The sequence below is a fragment of the Gallaecimonas sp. GXIMD4217 genome (assembly GCF_038087665.1).
In the GTDB taxonomy this organism is placed as follows: Bacteria; Pseudomonadota; Gammaproteobacteria; order Enterobacterales; family Gallaecimonadaceae; genus Gallaecimonas.
In genome coordinates, this window is the sequence record NZ_CP149925.1 from 3,228,360 (window position 1) to 3,244,316 (window position 15,957).

Annotated in this window: 4 protein-coding genes and 3 tRNA genes; 2 read left to right on the top strand and 5 right to left on the bottom strand. The window is 61.2% G+C overall.

The features are described from left to right. Positions 1-211 precede the first annotated feature (211 nt). From WDB71_RS15605 to WDB71_RS15625, 5 genes are all read right to left on the bottom strand, one after another. Positions 212-766, bottom strand: coding sequence for a hypothetical protein (locus WDB71_RS15605; protein ID WP_341502515.1), 555 nt, complete (start codon positions 764-766; stop codon positions 212-214). Continuing rightward, positions 766-11,817: a putative Ig domain-containing protein gene (locus WDB71_RS15610; protein WP_341502516.1), complete on the bottom strand. Its 11,052-nt coding sequence runs from the start codon at positions 11,815-11,817 to the stop codon at positions 766-768. Before WDB71_RS15610 ends, WDB71_RS15605 begins: the two co-directional genes overlap by 1 nt. Before the next feature lie 373 nt (positions 11,818-12,190). Next, positions 12,191-12,267 (bottom strand) — tRNA-Pro (locus WDB71_RS15615). Between the two features lie 149 nt (positions 12,268-12,416). Then, a tRNA-His gene (locus WDB71_RS15620) sits at positions 12,417-12,492 on the bottom strand. A 31-nt stretch (positions 12,493-12,523) separates the two neighbouring features. Then, a tRNA-Arg gene (locus tag WDB71_RS15625) sits at positions 12,524-12,600 on the bottom strand. Positions 12,601-12,817: 217 nt separating this feature from the next. Here WDB71_RS15625 and WDB71_RS15630 point away from each other — a divergent pair. Then, complete coding sequence (locus WDB71_RS15630) at positions 12,818-13,225, top strand: cytochrome c5 family protein (protein WP_341502517.1); 408 nt, start codon at positions 12,818-12,820, stop codon at positions 13,223-13,225. Positions 13,226-13,368: 143 nt separating this feature from the next. Then, on the top strand, positions 13,369-15,906 hold the full coding sequence (locus WDB71_RS15635; RefSeq protein WP_341502518.1) for an EAL domain-containing protein: 2,538 nt from the start codon (positions 13,369-13,371) through the stop codon (positions 15,904-15,906). The last annotated feature ends 51 nt before the right edge of the window (positions 15,907-15,957 follow it).

Below are 15,957 nucleotides of genomic sequence, written 5' to 3' on the forward strand. Positions count from 1 at the left end.
TTCGGCGAGTTTTGTGCATTTTGGGTGTGACAAGCGTCACGATGTTGGTCAAGATAGTGCGTACATTCATGGCGTTTTTTGGTTAGTGATTTTTGGCGATTGATCTGATCACCAAACGCCATGAATGTTCCCGCCATTATTGATAACCAGCTGAAATTAAAAGACTATTTGTGGGGATGCCTCAGGATCTGACCCCTTTTATTACTTACTTTTATTTATTCTTCAATTTGGATAGTAAGCTGCTGGCATAGCTTTCAAATGTATCAATTACAACCACCGCTTCCGCTACAACACCTGATTTTTTATCGTAAATTACGAATCTAACATTTTTATTCTCAGGGATGGCCAGCATTAGAAAACCATCGAGCAAATAATTCCCAGTTCGAACAACGCAGTTATCAAGCCTATCGTCTTTCAAAAAGTCATCATAAAAGCCAAGGTAATAATCATTAACATCATCCAGCTTCAATTCTGAAGCGCTTTCAACGTCTAGCTCTGAAGGGTCAACTTCTTCTTCGAAGCACTTTCTGTACGCATTAATCAAAATGGAAGCAGGGCAATCGAACAGATTTTTCGAGTCAAACTGTTCAACATGAAAATACTCCGCCACATTGCTTAATGCTGCCTCTAATCCGTATGGTGATTCAGAGTACCCAAATTTCTTACCTGCTATATGTAAAAACAAATATCCTTCCAGTGTCGAATTATCAATAACTTCTGCAGACAATGCAAAATTACTTTTATCGCCCAAAATAAGTTCCTGCATTACTGTTTCTTCCCGTTAGGTTTGAATCCAAAGGCTCTCTTTACTGCTGCGGGTATCTCATTAAAATCCAGCGGAGAATTTAAGTCTCCCGTGCCCCCGCTCCAATGAGCATTTCCATTGTGGTCAGTAAAGTATCTATAAATTGACTTCCCGTCTGAAGATTTAGCATACCAGTGCCCCGTCTTTTCAGACTTGACACTCAAATTAGCAAGTGCGTACTCTGAATCGTCAGGTTCTAATCCTTTCGGCAAGTTTCCATTGGAACCTCCGCCTCCCTTTGTGTGCTTTGGATTTTTAATAAACCTTGGTTTTTTCTCACCAAAAACAAGGCCATTTATAGAGCAAACCTTTTGAATATTGTGACTCAAAACCTGATTTATCCCGACAAAGTAAGTATGCTTTCTGTCTACGGTTAAATTATAAACCTTCTCAAGCTGCTCAAACTGTCTGGTTGACTTCAACTCCTTTGTGTCACCATCAAATCCATAAAGCATTGAAATCTTGGTTAGATATTGCGCATCAACCCAAGCATTTTCTTGATTAGTTACGAAAAACGGATGACCAGCAGTTGAAACAACTTTCTCCCCATTAGAGAAGTTAAGCTCCACTAAATTCTTCTCTCCTTCACCGACTATGATGTGAATAATTTCTTCCAAAGACTTTTCGCCGGTTTCCTCGTCAAAGGCCCAGACCTTATCGCCGATCTTGATGTCCTCGATCGGCACCAGCCCGAACTCGGTCGACACCAATGTATCGCCGGTGAAACTGTTGGCACCACAAACCTTCCTGAACTTCTTGGACAGGAGGCGCAGCAGCTTGAACGAGGCCGCACCGCCCATGGCCGCCACACCCAGCATCATGGGGTTGGGCGTGGCGACGCCGCCATCTCCTCCGAATCCCATATCCAGAACGCTAAGGCCGACATTCACTTGCTGGCTCGCCAGCTCGGAACGGATATTGTTCACGACACCGAATTCGACCAGGCCGAACATGCCGGATGGGTCGGTATGGTTTACCGGATCCGCATTCCCATACAGGTACTTATGCAGGGTAATGGGATCATGGTTATTCCCCATCCACGTATCCTGCTGGGTAAAGCGCCCTGACGCCTGGTCGTAGTAGCGGGCGCGCAGGTAGTACTGCTCCAGACCGGCATCGTACTGCTCGCCGGCGAAACGGTAGCTGTTGTCGGTATCACCGGTGCTGGCCAGCAGGTTGCCGAAGGCGTCGTAATGGTAGCTGTCGGTGACGGCACTGCCCTCATCCGCCAGGGCGCGGGTGGAGCCGTGGCCGTCGTAGAGGTAGTAGGAGGTCGCCCCTGAGCGCTGTTGCGCCAGCAGGTCGTCGCCGTAGGTGTAGCTGACCTCGGTGGTGCCGTTGCTCACTTCCGCCAGTACCTGGGCGTAGTCCCGGTTGCTGTCCACCACGAACCGGGTGGCAACGCCATCAACCGTCTGGCTGGTGCGGATGCCGTCCGGGTTGTAGCCGTAGTCGATGTGGCTGCCGGTGCCGCCCTGCAGCCGCTCGACCGAGACCAGCTTGTTCTTGGCGTTGTAGCCGTAGCGGGTGACGTCGGCATCGAGGGTCTCTGTCAGGGTGTTGCCGTTGTCGTCGTAGCTGTAGCTCACCCCGCCCTGCTGGGTCAGGCGGTCGTTGTCGTCGTAGCTGTAGCTGGTATGCACGCCGTCGACGATGCTGTAGACGCGGTTGCCCACCTTGTCGTAGCGGTACTCGGCCTGGTAATTGCCTGCCTGGGGATCGGTGACGGTTTCCCCGGTCAGGCGATAGAGGTCGTCGTAGCCGTAGGCGACGCTGCGGCCGTTGTGGAGCTCCTGCACGCCGCTGCGGCGGCCGGTGGCATGGAGTGCGTAACGGTAATCCGCCAGCACGTTGCCCTGGCCGTCCTCGCTTACCTGGCGGACCAGGCGGTTGAGATCGTCGTACTGGTAGCGGGTGAGCTGGCCGTTGGCCTGGCGCAGGCTGGTGCGGTTGCCCACCTCGTCGTAGCCGTATTCGCTGACGCCCTCGTCCGGCGCCACCACCTTGACCAGGCGGTTGAGCTCGTCGAACTCATAGTGGGTGGTGGAGCTGATGTCGCCCTGCTCCAGCACCAGTTCGGTCCTGTTGCCGTTGTCGTCGTAGCGGTAGCGCAGCACGGCGCCGCCGGGCTGGCGCTCCTCCACCAGGCGGTTGCGGTTGTCGTAGCGGTAGTAGGTGGTGCCCTGGCCGTTGCCGGCACTGAGGCGGTTGCCCAGGGCGTCGTAGCTCATGGTTTCCACTTCGCCGTCCTGGTACTGAATGCGGACGACGTTGTTGTTGCTGTCGTAGCGGTAGTGGCTCTGTTGGCCGTTGAAGTCGGTATGGACGACGACGTTACCCAGCTCGTCGTACTCGAAGTACTCGCTCTGGCCCAGGGGCAGGGTGCGGCTCAGTACCCTGCCCTGGCTGTCGTAGCTCCAGCTGGTGGTACGGCCCTCGGCGTCGGTCTGGGTCAGCTTGTTGCCGGCCTCGTCGTAGCCGTACGAGGTGGTGAGGGTGCTGCCGTCGATGAACTGGCGTACCTCCACCAGCCTGCCGAGCTTGTCGTAGCCGTACTCGGTGCGGCGCTGGGCCTGGTCGATGCCGGCCACCCGCCTTTGTACCTTGTCGAACTCCTGCTTGGTCACAGAGCCGTCGTGGTAGATGGTCTCCACCTTCTGGCCCAGCTTGTTGTAGACGTAGCTGGTGGTATTGCCCCTGGCGTCGGTCTCGCTGACCAGGTTGCCGTTGGCGTCGTATGCGAAGCTGTGGCGCCGGTTCCGGGCATCGATGACGGCGGTGCGGCGACCGGCCTCGTCGTACTCGTAGCGGGTGGTGTTTTGGTTGGCGTCGGTTTCTGCCACCACGCGCCCGGCCTCGTCATAGGTGACGGTGGTGAAGCTGTCGCCCGGGAAGTCGGTACGCACCAGGCGGTTCAGCTTGTCGTAGGTGTAGCTGGTGGTGCGCTCCAGGCGATCCGTCTCGGTCTTGAGATTGCCCTCGGGATCATAGGTCCTGGTGGCCCTGGTGCCGTCCGGGTAACGGGTTTCCAGCACGCGGCCGTAGGGGTCGTAGACCATCTCGGTGCGGCGCTCGAGGGCGTCTATGGTGGCCACCTCGTTGCCGGCCTCGTCGTACTCGGAACGGGTGCGGGTGCCGTCCGGGTAACGGGTTTCGATCAGCCTGTTGTTGGCGTCATAGACATAGCGGGTGGTCTCCTCGACCGGCACTCCCTGGTGGGTACGGGTGCGGGTCTCGCTGAGCAGGTTGCCGTTTTCGTCATAGCTGAAGCGGCTGACGTTGCCCTCGGCATCCATCTCGGTCAGCTTGTTGCCGTCCTCGTCATAGGTGTAGCTGGTGGTATTGCCCGCCATGTCCACCGTGGACGACACCAACCCCTTGGCGTTGATGTTGTTGCCGGCCAGGTTGCCGTTGGGATCCTTGACGGTCAGCAGGTTGCCGACGCTGTCGTAGCTGTTGATGTAGCGATTGCCCAGGGCATCTTCGATGGTGAGCTCCTGGCCGCGACTGTTATAGGTGTAGGTGGTGGTGTTGCCCAGGGCATCGGTCTGGGTGAGCTGGTTGTTGCGCTCGTCGAAGGTGGCCTCGGTGACATTGCCCAGGGGATCGGTCTGGCTGAGCTGGTTGCCGCGGTCGTCGTAGCTGTAGCTCCACACGTGGCCTTCGGCATCCTGCTTGCTGACGATGTCGCCGCGGTCGTTGTAGTAGTACAGGGTCACGTTCTGGTTGCGGTCCGTGACCACGGACTGGCGGCCCTCCAGATCATGGTTGAACTCGGTGCGGTTGCCCTCGTTGTCCTCCTGGGCCACCAGGCGGCCGTCCTCGTAGATGTTGCGGACGATGGGCCTGTTCAGCGGATCCCTGATGGTGACCAGGCCGTGATTGCGGTTGTACTCGTAGCTGGTGGTGGCGTCCGTGGCGTCGCTGCTGGCCACCAGATCGCCCTTGTCGTCATAGCCGTACTCCAGCACGTTGCCGTTGGGGTCGCTGATGCTGGTGATGCGGCCGTCGCTGTTGCGGTGGAAGCGGATGGCCTTGCCGCTGGAGTGGACAATGCCGTCGTTGCTGTAGGTCAGGGTGTTGCCGTTGGGATCCACCACCTTGTCGATGCCGAAGTCCTGATCCAGGTAGTAGACGTAACCGGCCTTGGTGGTGAGCTTGTACTGATCCGGATCCAGCGGCTCGGAGAAATAAGTGGTCTCCACCAGGTTGCCGTTGACCAGGCGGGTATGGCTGTTGCCCAGCATCTCCAGCTCGGACTGGGTGTCGCCCATGGCCTCGAACTGCAGGTCCACCTCGATGATGGGCAGGTAGGTGTTGCAGGTCGGGTAGGCCTTGGCCTTGAAGCGCTCCACGTCGCCGTCCGGCAGGGTTACGGTGACGATGGGATCGCCATTGGGCTCGACACAGTAATCGACGATGTGGTTGAAGATACCGCGGCGATACTCGTTGATGGACCACCACTTGCCCGGGGCCCGGCTTTCCTCCACCTTGACGTCCTGGTAGCCGATGCTCCAGCCGTAGCCGAAATCCAGCTGCTCGGCGCGGCGGCGGCTGTCGTAGGTACGGGTGACCCGGACCGGGATGCCCACCACGGGAATGTTGAGATCTTCCAGGGTGATGGTGAAGTTGCCGACCTTGAGATCGCCTTCCACGAACAGGGTCAGGCTGTCGGCGGCGGTGGCGCCGTTGAGGTCGGTGGCCTGCAGCACCAGATCGTATTGGCCGTTGATGAGCTGGCTGGTATCCACCTGGCCCAGCAGGCCTTGCACCGGCTCGCTGCCGGAGGCCAGCACCTGCCAGGCGTTCTTGCCCTTGGGCGACAGGTAAAGGTTGTACTCGACCAGGTTGTCGTCCTGGACGCGGCCGGTGACCTCGGTGGGCGTCCAGTGGCTGCTGTGCTCCTCGGGCGACAGCAGGGCCACCTGGGGCGGGGTGCTGTCGCTGTCGTCACGGACCGTGAAGTAGATGACCTCGTCGACCGACTCCAGCTCGTCGCTGGCGCTGGCGATCAGGTCGTGGCGGCCGATGCCTTCGGCGATGACGGTGGCCTGGCCGTAGGGATCCAGGGCAATGTCGGCGCCGTCCAGGGTCAGGCGCTTGCTGATGTCGCCGATACCGCCGCTGGTGCTGACGGTGATGTGGATGGCCTCGCCCTCGTCGGCAAAGGTCTCGCTGATGCTGATCTGGACGTCCAGTGCCTGGGGCTGGTCCGCTACATAGACGGAATAGCTCTGCTGGGCACGGCCCTGGCCGTCGCTGACGAAGACCTGCACCTCGTGGTTGCCGGCCTGGGCCAGGCTTGGTGTCCAGCTGATCAGGCCATTGGGATCGATATCCATGCCTTGGGGCGCCTTGGCCAGGCCGTAGCTGAGGGCGTCGCCATCGGGGTCTGTGGCGCTGAGCTGGTAGCGGTACTGATGCTCGGCGACCGCCTCCAGGCCCGGCTGACTGTGGATGGACGGCAGGCGGTTGGCGCCGGTACCGTCGATGACGGTCAGCACAAAGCTCTGGCTGACCAGGGCCTGGCCGTCACTGACCTGCAGGGTAATGTCGTGCTCGCCCAGCTGTTCGGCGCCGGCCGTCCAGCTCAGCAGGCCACCGGCGCTGAACTGGGCGCCTTGTGGCCCCCGGACCAGGCTGTAGCTCAGCTCGTCGCCGTCCCTGTCGGTGGCCACCAGCTGGTAGCGGTATTCTTCACCGACCAGGGCCGGGGAGGGCGCGGCGGAGAGGATCTGCGGCGCCTGGTTGTCGCCTGCCGCCTGGTTCACGGCAATGCCAAAGCGCTGGATCGCGGCGGCGCCACGGGCGTCGACGACCTTGAGCACCACTTCGAAGATCTGGCCGGCCTGGCGCGCCGACGGCGTCCAGCTGACCAGGCCCTGCTCGCTCATGGCCAGGCCGTTGGGGCCCTGCTCCAGCTGGAAGCGCAGCGCATCGCCATCGGGATCCCTGGCCAGCAGCTGATAGCCATAGGCCTGGCCTACCCAGGCCAGGGTTTCCGGCTCGCTGGTGATCTTGGGTGCGGCGTTGGCGCCCTCGGAAACCGGCAGGGTCAGGGTCTGCTTGGCCAGGCCGCCCCGGCCATCGTCCACCAGGATGTCGACCACGAAGGTCTTACCCACCTGGGCGGTGCTGGGCAGCCAGCGGAAGAGGCCGTCATCGCCCAGGGCCATGCCGGCGGCACCACGCTCCAGGCGGTAGGACAGGATGTCGCCGTCCGGATCCTCGGCCACCACCTGGTAGCGGAATTCCACGCCGGCCAGGATGATACCCTGAGGTTCGCTGGTGATCTGCGGCGCATGGTTTTCACCCCGGGGATCGGTCACCTCCAGGGTAAAGCTCTGCAGGCTGGCGGCACCATGGGGGTCCAGGGCCTTGACCACCACCTCGTGTAGGCCTTTCTGGGCCTCGCTGGGACGCCAGCGGATCTCGCCACTGACGCCGTCGATGAACATGCCGGCCGGTGACTTATCCAGGGCATAGGCCACCTCATCACCCTCCGGATCCTCGGCCTTGGCCAGATACAGATAGTCCTCGCCCAGGGGGGCCAGCAGGGCCGGCTCCGAGCTGAACCTGGGCGCCTGGTTGGCCCCTTCGGTGACGGTGATCAGCAGGTGCTGCTCGGCGCTGAGCCCGCCCAGATCGGTGACCTTGACCTTGGCCTGGTAGATACCCGGCTCGACCGGCGAGGCACTGAGGGCGCCGCTGATGCGGTCGATGGTGACCCAGTCCGGCGCTTCCTCCAGCCCATAGAGGAAGGCATCGCCCTTGTCGGGGTCCGCCACCTGGATCTGCAGGCTACCCGGCTGACGCGCGGCCAGGGTCCAGGTATTGCCGCTGGCAATGCGCGGGGCATCGTTCTCGTTGGCCAGGGACACCAGGAAGCTCTGGTGATCGGACAGGCCCCCCTGGTCGAAGACGTTGGCCTGGACCACGGCAGCGCGGGTCTGGTTGTTGTCCAGCTGGCACTCTCGAATGCCGTCCGCCGCCAGTTCGGCACGCACGGCTTCGACCAGGATGTCTGCGTTGGCCAGCGTCATGGCCAGGCGTACCGTTTCACCGGCCCCCAGGGCGGGAACGGTCAGGGAGCCCAGCTCGCTGTCACCGGTCCAGTAATGCTCGTGGGTCAGCTTTACCTGGGCCTCGTCCAGGGTCGGCGCCAGGCCGCGGTTGCTGACGGCAACGGAAAGCCGCTGGCCGGCCTGGTCCCACTGGATGTCGTGCACCACCAGGTCGGGCAAGGCCAGGGCATTGCGCTCGGCAAAGGTATTGAGCCTGAAGGTGTTGTGGCTCAACCAGCTGTTGGCCAGCGTCCTGGGGATGCTGCCGTCGTCGTTGACGTTGTCGATATGATAAGCGTGCTGGTTCCAGATGCCCCGGGTCGGCGCCCAGCGGTCATTGGGCTCTTCGAATACCCGGATACCGGCGTAGCCAGAACGCGCATAGTTGTTGGCAATGACGACGATTTCGGCATGCCCATCGTTGTCGGCGTCGACGATCACCGGCAGCTCGTAGGTGGTATCGGAGGTATTGGCCACCTGGTAGAGCACTTCACCGGTGGGACCGTCGAAGATGCGCAGCTTGACTTCGTCGGCATAGACGATCTCGGCGCGGCCGTCGGCATTGAAGTCGAAAACGGAAGAGCCTGTCTTGCGAGAGGAATAGTCCCGGCTCTGCTTTTGCCAGATCACCCGTCCAGTGCGGTCAAACGTCACATAGTAGTACTTGCCGGCCACGCCGATATCGGCACGGCCGTCGCCGGTGAGGTCCGCCACAGTAGGGGCGCCACCGCCGCCGCCCGGAATGGCGACGCGCCAGAGCCGGGAGCCGTCGTGGTTATACAGGCTCATGTAGCCTTCCAGTACCACCACCACTTCCGCTTGCTGGTCGTCGTCGAAATTGCCGATCGCGGCAAAGCCCTCGCCCTTGTCGAACAGCTTGGTGCCGTCATTGCGATAGACGGCGGCGCCGGCGATCACTTCCAGTTGGCCATCCAGGTCCAGGTCGGCGGCAAAGCTGAGCGGACCGGCACCGCCGCTACCGCTGCTGCCGGAGCCCGCCCAGATCAGTTGCCCCTGGTGATCGAAGATCTGGTTGCCGGCGATGATCTCCACATCGCCGTCGCCATCCAAATCATAGAGGGATGGGCCGCCCCAGTTCAGGTTGGTCCTGTTGCTGCTGAACCACTTGAAGGTGCCGTCGTGTTCGAAGGCGACCATGCCGCCACCATTTCTGGGGGCGATGATCTCCACGAAACCGTCGTTGTCGATATCGCCTGCCGCTATTGAGCCCGCGGGGATAGTCCGGTAGGCAGTCTCGGTAACAGTCCAAAGATGGCGGCCGTCCTTGGCACTGATGGCCCTGAGGACACCATCGCCCTGGTAGTGACGACCAAGGAAGGTGTGATAGACGATGGCTCTCTCGTCACCGTCATCGATATGGCCGTTGCCGTTGGTGTCGTACAGCGGCACCACCACAGGGGCATGCATGACCTGGTTGTATTGAGCCAGCGGCATGCCGTCGGTGTTGCGGGCCCACTTCAGCTTGGGGGTCAGGCTGGTATCCAGATCCAGCTCGGGGGCATAGCAGTAATGGTTTTCTGAGGTCAGCGGATCCAGCCACTTGTCTTCGGCAACCCAGCTCAGCTCGCCACCGGCCGCGTCCACCACCATGGCGCCGGGCGCCAGATCCACCCCAAAGCGCAGGATATCGCCCGGGTTGGGATCCCTGGCCTCGAGCTGGTAGCGGTACAGGGATTCCTGGCCCCGCTGCACGGCAGCGGAGACGATCTGCGGCGGCAGGTTTTCGTTGACGGTCAGGGTGAACGCCTGCTCGTCGCTGGCGCCACGCAGGTCGGTGACCCTGACCAGTACCTCATGGACGCCGGGCTGCAGCAGCCTGGGGTCGGATGACAGACGGCCGGTGCGGGGATCGATGAACAGGCCGGCCGGGGCCTCGATCAGCTCGTAGTGCAGGGCATCGCCCCTGTCGTCGTCTTCGGCGACCACCTGATGGGCTATGGGCTGGCCACCTTCCAGCACAGACGGGGGCTGGTTGACGATACGGGGGGCGGAATTGACGTCGTCGACGTTGACCAGGAAGCTCTGGGTATCGAAGAGACCGCCGAGATCGGTGGCCCTGACCTTCACCAGGGCGGCAACGGACTGGTTGTTGCCGATCTGGCATTCATCCAGCTCGGTGGCGGATTCGACGACCACATGGACGTCGTCGTCCAGGAAAGCGGTATCGACCGGCAACGTCACTATGACTTGGCCTTTGCTGGGCAGGCCGGAAACAAGCTGCTCGCCCAGCGCCTCACCATCGATCCCACCCTTGTAGAAGCGGACCACGAAATCCGAAGTGATGTCGGCCAGACCACGGTTCTGCAGGTGCGCCTCCAGCTCGGCGACGCCGTCTTCACCTTCCCTCAGGAAAACGTGGCCCACCCTGAGATCCGGGTTGCCCAAATGCTCCAGGGCAATGGGCAGGTAGGCCATGACCAGGCTGGTGGTACTCAGGCGAGTCTGGAACAGGCCGGAGTTGGTGCGCCAGGTGCCGTTGGACTGCTGGGTGTTGAGCAGGAACTCGATGTTCCTGCTGACGGCCCGGTCGGACAGCTCGGGGTGGCGATAGTTGAGGGCGATGCCGACCCAGGCCGAGGTCAGGGGATCGCCGGCATTGCCATTGCCGTAACGGTTCCAGCCACCGTCTTCGAGCTGGCGGGAGCGCAGCAGTTGCTCCAGGTGCGCCATGGCGGCGGCAACCTCGATGGCCAACTCACTGCCTTCATCCAGCCAGGGGTACAGCTCCGCCAGACCGATAAGGCGGAAGCTGGAGTGCAGCGTCTCGTTTTCGTCCTGGTAGGCATGACCCAGGAAGTAGCTGGCCATTTTCGGCAGCTGCGCCTTGAGCCTTGTCGCCAACTCCTGTTGCTCTGGCGTTGGCTCCAGCTTGTCAAGATCGCTCAGGTAGTGGGTGATGCCATAGGCGACCATGGCGCTGATGGAGGTGTGGGACCTGAGCCAGCCCGACTTGTGATCGTCCGTCCAATAGACGCTGCCGTTATTTTCACTCTGTTGCCTGGCCAGGAAGAACTCGATGGCCTTGGCGCGTACGTCCAGAGTCTGCTCGAACTCCGGCACCGAACTCAAGGACCACAGGGCCAGGGCGGTCTGGTTCTTGGAATAATGAGGGTGGCTGCGGCGGATACTGCCGTCATCCTGCTGGCTGGAAAGGAGCTCCTCGAGGAGGTACTGCGCACTTTCCTCGTCGATGTCCACCTTGCCTCTGGAGGTTTCCAAGCCAAGCAGGCTCTGGGTCTGGATATGGCAGCCCAGGCATTGGTGGCGCTGATGCCAGGCAACGGCTTCCCTAGCCGTGTAGTCGCCGCCACCGACAATGGCGGTTTTCACCCGCTGGAACAGCGGGGCAATGTAAGCAAGGGGGTCGTCGTCCTCTTCATGGGCGCGAGCCAGACCGGTAGCGACGACATAACACTGGCGATTGAACTGTGGCACCGACTGGACGTAGTCGGCGGGCGGCAACCACTCCACCAGGCCATCATCGGCGCCGATGACCATGCCGGGAGGCGCAAGATCCAGGCTGAAAGCATGGCGATCGTCCTCGTTGGGATCGGTCACTTCCACCTGATATCGATAGGTAACGCCCTCGGGGGTCACCAACTCGGGCTCGGAAATGATTTCCGGCGGCAGATTGATCAGTTCGCCTTCAATCTGGAAGGTGACACCGCAGCCAGGTTTACTGCGCAGTTCAATACTGAGTTCGTTGGCTTCAAGCAGTTGGACGGGAACGGAGACAACGGCAACCTGTTGATTGAGATCTTTGGGGAAGAGGATCTGCTGGCCGTTGAGGAAGGCTTCGGCGCTGGAGATACGGCAGTACTCGCCATTGCGGCCGCCGTTATAGATATGGAACTCCCTGGGCTCGACCAGGGGAGGTAGCGAAAACTGGAAGGTCTCGACGACGGGTTTTCCGGTGCTCCGGATCACCGATGTGTCGGGCAATATATCAACACTGCCGGCAAGGGCACTGAATGAAAAAACGCCAAGCCAAAGGCCAAACTTGATATTTGCCATGCGAAATCCCTTCCCTAAGTTCCGAATAGCCTGCTATTCAAGTGCTATTCGTCAGCTTCCTGCCAAAACGACGGGGAATATATACAACTTCAACTTAGCTTTCAATTGACAGGAATTTGACATTTTGCCAACTGCTAACAAAAGGAATAAGCCACCTGACGATGACCCTGGCTGCACTGGGCTGTGTTCCAACCCCCTATGATCCCGCGTTTCGTTAACACCGCGGCGACTCACTGCCATATCGCAGCCACAAAAAAGCCCGCTCATCGAGCGGGCTTTTTTTATATGGTCGGTGCTGAGGGATTCGAACCCCCGACCCTCTGGTCCCAAACCAGATGCGCTACCAGACTGCGCTAAGCACCGAAATCTATGTGGAGCCGGCGGCGCGTGACCCTCTGGTCCCGCTCTTCACGAGCTCCGCGGCGATGCGCATTCAGCCTGCACTATACACCGTATTCGGGGTCGAAGCTCTCGCTTCTGAGTCACGGCGGTCGCCATGACTTGGGGAATGATGGGGTGGCTGACGGGACTTGAACCCGCGACAACTGGAATCACAATCCAGGACTCTACCAACTGAGCTACAGCCACCATATTGTTTTTTCGCCGTTACTGGAGGTAGTGGCGCGCCCGATAGGATTCGAACCTATGACCTCTGCCTCCGGAGGGCAGCGCTCTATCCAGCTGAGCTACGGGCGCCCATCCGGCGGAGGCATATATTACTTATTACCCCCCTGGTCGTCTACGCCAAAAACAGAAAAAAATGCCCCGCCCGGTGCGTTCGGCTACTTTGCGAGCAGTTCATTGCCAGTAAAACCGTTTGAGGCCGGGCCCCATACCGGTATAATTTCGCCAAATCCGATCCGCGCCCCGGCGCGGATCACAGAAAACAACCAGATCGGACTGGGAGATCAACGTGAGCAAAGCGAAACTGGGCCGCCTCTTTGTGGCCGCGCTGGGATTCGCTGGCGTGATGGGCATGGCCCAAGCCAGCGACGACATGTCTAAAGAAGCCATTGCCGAGCGCATCAAGCCGGTCGGCGAGGTTTACCTGGAAGGCGCTACCGCTCAGGTTGCGGCCCCCACAGGTCCCCGCAGCGGCGAGCAGGTCTACAACGCTTCCTGCACCGCCTGTCACGGCGCCGGCATCATGGGCGCCCCCAAGTCCCAGAGCGACGACTGGGGCCCCCGCGTCGCCAAGGGCATGGACGTGCTGCTGCACAATGCCGTCAACGGCTTCAACGCCATGCCTCCCAAGGGCGGTTGCGTGGACTGCTCCGAAGACGAGATCCAGGCCGCCATCGAATTCATGACCCAGAGCTAAGCCGCTGCCTTGCAGAGAAGGGTCGCCTTGGCGGCCCTTTTTTAATGGCCGGCGAATATGCCTAGCTGGATCTTGCTCAAATAGTGCGCTATTTATAGTCGAATGGCTTTGGCCCGCCCATAACAACAGTGCGCTTGGTACCCATGGATGAGAAGAGCAACCAGACAGGGCAAATCGGGAGCAAGGATCTTCTGCTCGATGCCCTGTATCGCATAACCGAACTGAGTTCGGACAGCCCGGATCAGGTCTCCTTCTTCCCTGTGCTGCACCGTATCGTCGCCTCGCTGCTGCCCGCCAAGAATTTCTATATCGCCCTCTACCACAGCCCCGACGACAGCATCGAGCTGGTCTATCTCGTTGACGAACACGACGACACCAGCCCAAGCGACATTTCCTCCGAGCTGCTGCACCGGGGCCTGACCGGCTACCTGCTGCGCACCGGTGATCCCCTGCTGCTGGACCCGGAAAAGTTCCGGGCTCTGGTGGAGCAGGGCCAAGTGGAGGATATCGGCGCCGATTCCATCGACTGGCTGGGCATTCCCCTCAAGCGACAGGAGCAGGTCATAGGCGCCATGGTGGTGCAGAGCTATGACGCCGATACCCGCTATTCGGAGGCCGACAAGGCGCTGCTGGGCTTTGTGGCCCGGCATGTGGTGTCGGCCCTGGAACGGATGCGGGCCAGGGAGCTGCTGGAACAGCAGATCCAGGAGCGGACCCTGGCCCTGACCAGGGCCAACAGCCAGCTGCGCCAGGAGATAGAAGAACGGCAGCGGGCCGAAACCATACAGTCGGTGATGTTCCGCCTCTCCGAGCTGGCCAACAGCACGGACGACATGGCCGACTTCCTGGGCCAGGTGCACCAGGAGATCGGCCGGCTGCTGGACGCCGACAACTTCTACGTGGCCATGCTCAGCCAGGACCGGCAGACCCTGACCTTTCCCTACTTCGTGGACGAAACCGGCTACTGCCCCCTGCCCCGGCCCCCAGGCAAGGGCCTCACCGAATACGTGATGCGCCAGCGCAAGCCGCTGCTGCTCAACTCAAAATGCCGGCGCCACCTGATCCGCCAGGGCGAACTCTGTCCCTCGGGCCGGGAGGCCAAGCAGTGGCTGGGCTGCCCCCTGGTCATAGACGACACCGTGGTCGGCGCCCTGGTGGTGCAGTGCTATGACGACAGCCATCGCTACCGCCAGGACGACATCGAGCTGCTGCAGTTCATCTGCCGCCATGTCTCCGCCGCCCTGGCCCGGCGCCGCGCCCACCAGGCCCTGGAGCAGGCCAGGAAGGATCTCAAGGCCAAGGTCCGCCAGCGCACCCTGGAGCTGGAAAGGGCCAACGAAGAGCTGCGCCACCAGATCGAGGCCAAGCAGGCCCTGGCCAATCGCCACCGCCACGACGCCCTGCATGACAGCCTCACCGGCCTGGCCAACAGAGCCTACTTCACCTCCCAGCTGGACAGGGTGCTCAAGCAGCTCAGGCGCTATCCCAACCGCCGCTATGCGGTCGCCTTCATCGACCTGGACAAGTTCAAGCTGATCAACGACTCCCTGGGCCACCTGGTGGGGGACGAACTGCTCAAGCAGGTCAGCGAGCGCCTGGCCAGCTGCATCCGCGAAACCGACATGCTGGCCCGGCTGGGCGGCGACGAGTTCGTGATCCTGCTCGATTGCATGCAGCACGACCACGACGCCGAGGTGGTGACCGGCCGCATCAGCCAGATCATGCAGCAGCCCTTCGAGATCAACGGCAAGCCCCTGTTCTCCGGCTGCAGCATCGGCCTGGCCCACTGCCACCACCGCTACCAGGACGCCGCCGACGTGCTGCGCGATGCCGATACCGCCATGTACCAGGCCAAGGCCAAGGGCCGTGGCCAGCTGGTGGTGTTCGACGACGACATGCGCAAGAGCCTGGTCAGCAGGTTCAGCCTGCAGAACGCCCTGCGCCAGGCCATCGCCCAGGAGCAGATCTTCCCCATGTTCCAGCCGGTGTTCTCCCTGCGCCACCAGTGCCTGTACGGCTTCGAATCCCTGGCCAGGTGGGAGCGTGCCGGCGGCGGCAACCTGACCCCGGAGATCTTCCTGGACGTGGCCGAGGAGAGCGGCCTCATCGTCGACATCGACAGGCTCATGCTCGGCCATGCCTGCCGCCAGCTGGGGGTCTGGAGCCACCAGCGGGCCAGCCAGCCCGTCTACATCAGCGTCAACCTGTCCGCCCGCACCCTGGCCACAGAGGGTTTCGTCGACTGGCTCAGGGCCCTGCTGGACCAGCACGAGCTGCGGCCCCAGCAGCTGCAGCTGGAGGTGCGCGAGAGCACCCTGATCGCCGCCAACCAGGCCGTGGAAAAGGCCCTGGCGGAGCTGAGCGAGCTGCAGGTGGGGCTGATCCTGGACAGCTTCGGCACCGGCTCGGCCTCGCTGTCGCTGCTGATGAAGTACCAGTTCAGCGCCCTCAAGCTCAGCCCCGCTTTCATCCGCCAGCTCACCGACCGCCAGCAGGGCGACACCCTGCTGCAGTCGGTGCTGGCCATGTCCAAGCACCTGGGCACCCCCATCATCGCCCACGGCATCGAAAGCGCCGAACAGCAGGACTACCTGCGCGCCCTGGGCTTCCACTTCGGCCAGGGCAACCACCTCTGCCAGCCGCTGCGGCTCAGCCAGGCGGAGATGATGCTCTGCGCCTGAGCAGCAAAAAGCCGCCTTAAGGGCGGCTTTTTCATTCCGGGGCAGGCTCAG

What these genes read in the sequence shown, in the direction of transcription:
- WDB71_RS15635 (WP_341502518.1), top strand. Translation starts at nt 13,369, where the DNA reads ATGGATGAGAAGAGCAACCAGACAGGGCAAATCGGGAGCAAGGATCTT.
- WDB71_RS15605 (WP_341502515.1), bottom strand. Translation starts at nt 766, where the DNA reads ATGCAGGAACTTATTTTGGGCGATAAAAGTAATTTTGCATTGTCTGCA.